This is a genomic window from Membranihabitans maritimus (assembly GCF_021729145.1).
In the GTDB taxonomy this organism is placed as follows: Bacteria; Bacteroidota; Bacteroidia; order Chitinophagales; family Saprospiraceae; genus Membranihabitans; species Membranihabitans maritimus.
The window spans coordinates 136,864-145,723 of sequence record NZ_JAJSLW010000013.1 but is presented as its reverse complement, the minus strand read 5'-3'; the positions used below and the strand labels follow the sequence as shown (position 1 = coordinate 145,723).

Here is an 8,860-nt window from a genome sequence, read left to right as displayed (position 1 = left end):
CTACTACTCTAAAGACAAAAATCGAACTTCACATTGTGAAAAAATATATTTGTTAAATCTTAATTCTTCCTAATGCGGTCGTCAGGGCCAGAGTGACAACAGCGCCCAGAGAAACACCCTGGCATTCCTGGGCAGTGGTAGCGTGTGGAGGGATGTCAATAGGGCATAAGGGGATGACACATGCTGCAAAATTATTGGCTATGACTGGTGTGGACTTGTTGGAAGATCCTGATTTAGTTGAGAATATTCAATTGGAATTTCAGCGTAAAAGAGGGGATTACGAATACAAAGGCATTATTCCGGATGGTCCACCGCCGATTGAAAAGTAATGCCTGGTTATTTCTTTAACCATTTTATGGCTGCCATAAATATCGGAAATACAAATCAGGTTGATCTCTTTTCCGGGCTCCTATGATATTGATGATAACAGTTAATGAATTTTTGGTTTTCAGGGGTGTTATAAGGGCCGGAATAGACGATACATCTGTATATCCAATTAAGGGAACGCAATCATTGGTTTAAGAACCGTTGTTGAAATTCACCTGATTTGAATGGATGCCGTTAAGGTCCTGGATTGCTTGGGAAGTAGCACCAATCAATCTATTTTCATAGAAAAAATAGTAATATTAAGATATGAAAAGTTTGATCCATTCATTATTGTTTACGTTTTTGTGCTTTACCCTGTTTTCTCAGGAACCGAAACTTACCCTGTTTTATACCGCGTCGGCGGAAGCCTGGACCGAAGCCCTTCCCATAGGGAATGCATACATGGGGGGCATGATTTTTGGGAATGCCGAAAATGAGCGCATCCAGCTCAACGAATCCACTCTGTATTCCGGAGATCCCCATACCAATTCGACCGGGATCAATGTCCGTAGGAAGTATAAAGAAGTGATGCAGCTATTGGAAGAAGGAAAGTATTCGGAAGCGGAAAGGATGATTCAAGATAAATGGCTGGGGCGTGCCCAGGAATGTTATCAACCCATGAGTGACCTGTGGTTGAATCTTGAACACGCCGGCCAGATAGAAAATTATAAGCGTTTTTTGGATATTTCGAATTCTATTGCAGGCGTGACCTATTCTGTAGGGGATACCAAATATCGACGTGAAATATTTGCCAGTTATCCCGATCATATTATTGCGGTGAAAATTACTGCCGAAGGCCCGGGGACTGTTGACGGGAATATATCACTTTCCACGCCACATACGCCTACCATGAATATTTCTTGTAATAAAAGGGACCTGGTTCTGGAAGGGCAAGCACCGGGGTTGGCTTTGCGAAGGACGTTGGAAACTGTAGAAAATCTGGGAGATCAACACAAATATCCTGAAATATACAATGCCGACGGATCCCGGAAGCCGTTTGCCAAACAGGTGTTATATGGAGATGAAGTAGATGGCTTGGGTATGTATTTTCAGACCCGGATCCGGTATAAGAATACAGGGGGAAGTGTGGAAATAACCGATGGAAAAATAGTTGCGGAAGATGTGAAAACACTCATACTTTACGTAACGGCGGCCACAAGCTATAATGGATTTGATAAAAGTCCATCCAAATACCCGGAATTGCCAAAAGAACGATCCCTGGAAATTTTAGAAAAGAGTGCATTATACTCCTATAATGAGTTGAAAAACCGTCATATAGCTGACTACCGCCGTCTATTTGACCGGGTAGCGCTTTCTTTAAATGAACCCACTGCGCAATCCGTGCTTCCCACAGATGAACGGATCATGAAATATGCGGAAGGTGGTGATGAAGATTTGGTGACCTTGTTTTTTCAATATGGTCGGTATCTTATGATTTCAGGATCGCGACCAGGTGGACAGCCCTTGAATTTACAGGGTATCTGGAATGAAAAGATCATTCCACCCTGGGCCAGTGCCTACACAATGAATATCAATCTGGAAATGAATTATTGGCCGGCTGAACTGACTAATTTATCCGAATGCCATGAGCCATTATTCGATGCGGTAAAACAATTGGCTATTAATGGTAGATCCACTGCCCGGGAGATGTTTGGTTTGCAGGGTTGGACCGGCAATCACAACATGAGTATTTGGCGGCAAACAGAACCGGTTGACAGTTGCCCATGTTCCTTTTGGCCCATGGTAGCGGGGTGGTTGACCAGCCACTTCTGGGAACACTACCTGTATACCGCTGATAAATATTTTCTGAAGGAAGAAGTATTTCCTCTATTGAAAGGAGCGGTATTGTTTTACAAAGATTGGTTAATACCCAATGAGAAGGGTTACCTGGTAACGCCTGTTGGCCACTCTCCTGAACAGAGTTTTGTGTACGGAAATGGTAATATTTCTACCCAAAGTCCGGGACCGACTATGGATATGGCGTTGATACGGGAAAGTTTTACCCGGTTCCTGAAGGCATTGGATATACTGGAGATGAAGGATCCGATCGCTGAAGAGATTGCGGAAAAGTCAGAAAAGTTGTTACCGTTTCAAATCGGAAAATACGGTCAGTTACAAGAATGGCAATTTGATTTCGAAGACCGGGATGTGCACCACCGTCATATATCGCATTTATACCCTTTTCACCCGGGCAATCAAATCACCCCTACTAAAGATGAGGAATTAACCAAAGCCGTGAATCGGGTTCTCGAAAGACGTGGTGATCAGGCGACCGGTTGGTCCATGGGATGGAAAGTAAATATGTGGGCGCGCTTGTACGACGGTGATAAATCCCTGGAGATACTTTCCAAGTTAATCAAATTGGTAAAAGAGAATGATGACCGGTTTAGCGGTTCCGGCAGCTATCCAAATATGTTTGACGCCCATCCGCCTTTCCAGATAGATGGGAATTTCGGTGCCACGGCGGGGATAGCAGAGATGTTACTGCAATCCCATGACGGATTTGTTCACTTATTACCTGCTTTGCCCCGTAAGTGGGATCATGGGAAAGTGCATGGATTGCGTGCGCGCGGAGGATTTGAAGTGGATATAACATGGAAAGATCATGACATGACTGAAGCAATAATTCATTGTGACCGGGGTGGTGTTCTTCCAGTCAAAAGTCCTGTCCCATTAAAGATAGATGGGGGGGAAATATTCAACAGGGAGATGGAAAATACTTTTTTACAACCGATGGACGCTGGTGTACATTTAAATCATTCAAAAGTTGATTTACCCGAAATCCCTAAAAATAAGGTTTATACATATTTTTTGAAATGTGAGGTGGGTGAAGTGTTACGATTGAAAAGAGAATAGAAAAAGAAATGTATTTATTAGGAGTTTGATAAAATATTTTATTTTTAGAATGCCGATAGTATATTGTCAGTTCGACGAATAATTGTTCTTTCATTATTTTTGCGGAAAAATCATTGCCTAAGACATCACTTTGAAGAAATCACTGCAAGAATCGACGATTTAACTTGTTTTTCCACCCCGGTTTCCACTCAGTATTAATTATATTTCGCTCCATGTGCCACTGCTAAAGCTAAAGGCGGCACGAGTTCAGATCTCATATTTTCTCATTAGAACTGACGTTAATTTAAATACACTGCCGGAGAGGAGGTAGGTAGAAAAAGCGGATGAGTGTTGTTTGTGCCTGACTATTTACTCAAATACATTTAGATATTTCCTTCTTTTTTGCCTAATTGGGATCTCAAAAACAATTGTGCTTTGTAAAGCTGGACTTTAACCGTATTGATCGATATGCCCATATCTTTGGCAATCTCAGCGTTTCTTTGACCGCGAAAATATTTCCTTTCAATTATTTCTTTGCGTTTAGGCGGGAGTTCTTTAATCTCTTTTTCAAGAAGGCTTTGTCGGGATCCGGTCAGTTCATTTTTTCTAGCCGAACTTTCAGTAGATTCCTGATAGTATCTGATATATTCATCTTCTTGCCGGGAGTCGGCCGCTATCTTTTTCAACTTATTGAATACTCTGTTTTTGGCGATTTGAAAAATATAAGATTTAAAAGTTCCGGACCTTAAATTTTTTCTGTTGTTCCATACGGTAATAAAAACTTCCGAACAAATATCTTCGGCCCACTTGTCACTTTTTAATAGAGATACGATATACGAATACAGGGGAATCTTGTACTGGTCGAATATCCATTGGAAGCTTTCCCGATTTCCTTTTCTTAAAGCAGAAATATGATATTGTTCGTCTCTTTCCAAATCAAAAGTTGAATTGATTTTAATCCTTTTCCAGTTCAAATATAAAAAAAATGTCGCTGGAGTAATACTATTTTCATTTTGTCTTGTATTAGTACTGAAAACAATTATTTCACTAAAGCTTCTTTTAATGCCATATAAAAAGCATTTTGAAGAATTGATCAGAAAACTATATTTTAATAAGGCGAGCCTCAGAGAGGTTCGGTCACTTTTCCGGGAATTAAACTCACGTAAGGACTTGGATGACGGAATTATTCCGGATAGTCTGGAGGAAAAGTTGTTAACGGACGATCTTGATTACAATAATAATTTGGAAAATGTTTGGTCGAAGGTAGAAAGCGACATTGATAAGGATACAGATCCTAAAAGCGGTCTTCAATTATCTATAGTATTGCGAGTTGCTGCTGCTATTGCTCTTTTAGTTATTGCCGGTTATACAGCTGTGACGGTGTATCAGTCATTTTCCTGGACAGAATATCGTACATATTATGGCGAGATCAAGACAATCGAACTGAATGATGGTTCTGTAGTAGTGCTGAATGGTAACTCAGTCCTTAAAGTACAAAAATATCTTACTGTAGATAAGCCAAGGGTTGTTTATCTATCCGGGGAGGCTAATTTTCAGGTGGCAAAGGCCGGTACGAAAGATGCAAGATTTTTAGTACATACAAGGGATTTGGATGTTGAAGTATTGGGGACGCGTTTCAATGTCAATTGCAGAGAGAGTGAAACTTCGGTTTATCTGGAAGAAGGAAGCGTGAAAATTAATCAAAATGATTTTGTCCAAAAAGACATATTTATGTCTCCCGGTGAAAAAATCGATTACTCCTTACTTGATAAAAAATTGGAATTAAGTGAAGTGGAATCAGAAGTCAATGAGATTTCGTGGAAGGAGGGCCTATTTGAATTCGAAGAACTTTCTCTGGATCAGATTTTAAAGCAAATAACCGAACCGTATAACTACAGCTACGAAATAGAGAATGAAAGTCTGGGGAACAGAACTTTTACAGTGAGAATACCAACCAATGACCTGGAGTTTGCCCTGTCGGTATTGGAGAAGTTAACCAACACTTCGATTGTAGATCAAAACGGAATGATAACGGTGCGAGAAAGGGATAGTCTCGCAGAATAGACAGAATATAACTACATACTATTTTTTAATATAAAATTCTTTTTAATATGAAAAGGACTATGCCTCGTATTGTCTTATTCCTGGCTTTTTTTATCGGAATTTCGGTAATGGACTTGAATGCGTCAATAAGGGATGACATTAATTTTGGTACCAGCCAGCAAAAAAGGAGTTTGCTAGAAATCCTAGAAGAAATAGGTAAGAAATACGATGTATTGATTAGTTACGAAACCGATTTGGTGAAAGATATACAGATGCATTTTGAATTTGTTCAGGACGAAGATCTTGAATCTGCGTTCAGCCGACTATTATCCGATTCGGATTTTTCGTATGAATTGTTGCAGGATAAATATGTATTAGTCTATAAAAATGATCAGTATAACCGTAAGACAGCCCGTAAAATACGAAGAAAAATAAAACAATTGGACCGATTACAAAAACAGGGAAGCCTTAGTCTTAGTCAAAGACATTCTGATAAAGCAGGTCAATTACGGGATGTAGCACAGTTTGTTCAAAACAAAATCAATGTTCAGGAAATAGAAGGCGAAGTGGTAAATACAGAAGGAGAACCACTAATTGGGGTCAATATCAGGGTAAATGGGACGAATACAGGGACGACTACGGATTTTGATGGTAAATTTACATTAAGCGGAGTGGAAAATGGCGATATTTTAGTGATTTCGTATATCGGTTATGTGACACAAGAAATTGAGGTGGAAGAAGGGAAAATGTTCGATATTGTATTAGAAGAGTCGGCAGAAACTCTGGATGAAGTGGTGGTAGTGGGATTTGGTACACAGGAATCTTCAAAAGTAGCCAGTTCCGTTTCACAGGTTTCTGGGGAAGATCTTGCCGTGGATAAGAGACCGGTAACAAGTATTCAGTCTGCACTTATCGGTTCTTTACCAGGACTAAGAGGATTGAATAGTAATGGAAGGCCGGGAAGCGCTCCAGGTTTTTCAATCAGGGGGCCGAGTACCCTGAATAATTCTAATATTCTTGTAATCATTGATGGATTTGAAGGTTCCTTGAGCGATTTGGATCCTCAGACCATAGAAAATGTCAGTATTTTGAAGGATGCAGCAGCCGTTGCCATTTACGGAGCCAGGGGGGCAAACGGTGTAATGTTAGTTACTACTAAAAGTACTGACAAAAAAGAAGGATTTGAAGTTAGTTATACCAACAATTTCTCAATACAAACCCCTTCGGAATTACCGGGTACGTTGAACTCATTAGAGTTGATGGAATTTGAAAATATTGCTGTTACAGGTTCGGCAGACGGTGGCGGTAATTCGAGTGCACCATACAGTGAGGAAGATATAGAACGTGCCAGGCAAGGGTTTTACCCGGAAACCGTATGGCCGGAAGAGCTTTATGATAGTAAGGCTGGACAACAATCACATAATCTTGCTATAAAGGGTGGAACCGGAAAAACTGGGTATTTGATAAATACCAGCTTTCTAAATCAAAAAGGCCTGGTAATTGGAGCCGATGATTTTAAGAGAATCAATTTAAGGTTGAAAATAGATAGTGATATAACTGATTGGTTGAGTATAGGTACCAATGCTCTAATTTCCAATCGTGTTACAACATCTACACCGGCTGATGGCGGAAATGGTATATTGGGATCTCCTTTCTATCCTGTAAAGTCAGAGGATGGATTGTGGGTAGATAAAGGAAGTCCGGGTAATCCTAATCCTGTTGCTCAGGCAGCTTCAGGATCATATAATAAGGTGATTAGGGATGTATATAATGTGCAGGGATTTCTCAAGTTGAATCCAATAAAAGGGTTGGAAATTGAACAGAAGGTTTCAATAATAAAAACCAATCAGAATAGAAGAGATTGGAATAATATTTATGATTTTGTGGCATTGGATTTGAGTGATCCGGATTCTTATACAAATCCTGAATCCCCCAATAGAATATACTCTTTCGGTAGCTCGGATTCCAGGCGAGTTTTTCAATATTCATTCAATGGGTATTCCTTAAGGTCATTATCGACATTGAATTATAACAATAGTTTTAATAGTCATACTGTTGGTATTTTATTAGGATTTCAGTCAGAACAGGGAGAAAATGGGACATTTGAAACTGCAAGAACTGGTTATTTATTGGATAATTTGATAGACTTGTCGCTTGGTCAAAGGATTGATGACCAATTGGGGGGAGGTATTGGAAATAATTCGAGTCGTGGTGGTAATGCTACTACGCTGTCTTTTTTCGGACGGTTGAATTATGATTATCTGGGAAAATATTTAGCAGAGATAAGTTTTAGAAGAGATGGTAGTTCCAATTTTTTAGAGAATAATCAATGGGCATTTTTTCCTGCTGTGGCACTTGGTTGGAATATTGCAGAGGAATCCTTTTTGAATAGCGCTCGTTTTTTGGATAAGCTTAAACTAAGGGTCTCTTACGGTCGTGCAGGTGATGATTCCGGTGTAGGAAGGAGAGTGACGCAATTGGTCAACCTGGACAATACTGGGTATCCATTGGGAGGGGTTATTCAACCGCGTTTGTTTTTGGGGGCTCCTGCCAGTCGTGATTTGAAATGGGAAACTTCGACAACATTCAATATTGGAACAGATATTTCACTTTGGAGGGGAAAACTTCAAATTGTTCCTGAATACTTTATAACTCACCGGGAAGATATATTGGATGAAGTCATTACTCCTGTAGAATTTGGTTTTGGTAATGTTCCTGCCAACCTGTATGCAGTGAAAAGCTGGGGGTGGGAAATAATGTTAACCCATAGGAATAATATTGGGGATTTTAATTATAGAATATCTACCAATTTAACGAGTTATGATAACGAAATTTCAGATTTGGCAGGAAGATCATCTCCAAATTTTGATGTGGGGCAAAGTATTAACGATCGCTTTGGCTTTGTAACCGATGGCTTTTTTGACAGTCAGGAAGAAATAGATAATTATATTGGTTCTGATGGTTCGACCCAAATTGATCAAAGCGATGTAGGAGGTGCCTTTGTCGGAGGATATAAATATGTTGATCAGCCAACGATCGATTCTGATGGTGATGGGAAGCCAGATACAGGAGATGGTGTAATCAATGGGGACGACAGGGTGATTTTGGAGCAGAACAGTGCAACAAATTTAAATTTTGGATTTAGTGTTGGAATAAATTACAAAGGGTTTTCCCTCTTAACACGGTTTTATGGAGCATTTGACAGAAATCAATGGTGGAGTGGTGCAGATGCTCATGAACCGTTTTTGAATGGAACGAATGCATTTAATTACCAACGTAATTATTGGCGTCCTGATAATCAAAATGCATTCTTTCCTGTGCCAAAAGGAAATGGAATTCAAGGCTATAGTTCGAATGTGTCACATCTAATATTTAACAATGAATTTATCAAAATACAGAATATTACATTGTCTTATGATTTTTCAAAATCTGTAATTGATAGACTTAGAATAATAAAAGGTCTGGGTTTACTTGTGTCTTTAGAAAACCTAGGTACCGTATGGACCAATAGCCCGGCATTCGAATATGGTTGGGATCCTGAATTAGGGGTGGGAGCTGTGGATTACCCATTACCATTGACCTTTTCCGCAGGTATTAATGTAAAATTCTAAAAAGA

5 protein-coding genes are annotated in these 8,860 nt (G+C 39.7%); 4 read left to right on the top strand and 1 reads right to left on the bottom strand.

Annotated elements, in window-relative coordinates; all coding sequences use genetic code 11:
• Nucleotides 1–92: 92 nt before the first annotated feature.
• On the top strand, nucleotides 93–329 hold the full coding sequence (locus LVD47_RS16270) for a hypothetical protein (protein WP_236978824.1): 237 nt from the start codon (nucleotides 93–95) through the stop codon (nucleotides 327–329).
• 304 nt (nucleotides 330–633) lie between these two features.
• Nucleotides 634–3,222 carry a glycoside hydrolase family 95 protein gene (locus LVD47_RS16265; RefSeq protein ID WP_236978823.1) on the top strand — a complete coding sequence of 863 codons (2,589 nt, stop codon included), beginning with the start codon at nucleotides 634–636 and terminating at the stop codon, nucleotides 3,220–3,222.
• Between the two features lie 362 nt (nucleotides 3,223–3,584).
• Here LVD47_RS16265 and LVD47_RS16260 read toward each other — a convergent pair whose 3' ends face one another.
• Complete coding sequence (locus tag LVD47_RS16260; protein WP_236978822.1) at nucleotides 3,585–4,175, bottom strand: RNA polymerase sigma factor; 591 nt, start codon at nucleotides 4,173–4,175, stop codon at nucleotides 3,585–3,587.
• An 88-nt stretch (nucleotides 4,176–4,263) separates the two neighbouring features.
• Here LVD47_RS16260 and LVD47_RS16255 point away from each other — a divergent pair, with 88 nt between their 5' ends.
• Both LVD47_RS16255 and LVD47_RS16250 read left to right on the top strand, forming a co-directional pair.
• Complete coding sequence (locus LVD47_RS16255) at nucleotides 4,264–5,265, top strand: FecR family protein (protein WP_236978821.1); 1,002 nt, start codon at nucleotides 4,264–4,266, stop codon at nucleotides 5,263–5,265.
• Between the two features lie 47 nt (nucleotides 5,266–5,312).
• Nucleotides 5,313–8,855 carry a SusC/RagA family TonB-linked outer membrane protein gene (locus tag LVD47_RS16250; protein WP_236978820.1) on the top strand — a complete coding sequence of 1,181 codons (3,543 nt, stop codon included), beginning with the start codon at nucleotides 5,313–5,315 and terminating at the stop codon, nucleotides 8,853–8,855.
• The last annotated feature ends 5 nt before the right edge of the window (nucleotides 8,856–8,860 follow it).

Bases quoted from the DNA above. Each gene is read 5' to 3' on its own strand.
- LVD47_RS16250 (WP_236978820.1), top strand. From the start codon at position 5,313: ATGAAAAGGACTATGCCTCGTATTGTCTTATTCCTGGCTTTTTTTATC.
- LVD47_RS16265 (WP_236978823.1), top strand. From the start codon at position 634: ATGAAAAGTTTGATCCATTCATTATTGTTTACGTTTTTGTGCTTTACC.
- LVD47_RS16255 (WP_236978821.1), top strand. From the start codon at position 4,264: ATGCCATATAAAAAGCATTTTGAAGAATTGATCAGAAAACTATATTTT.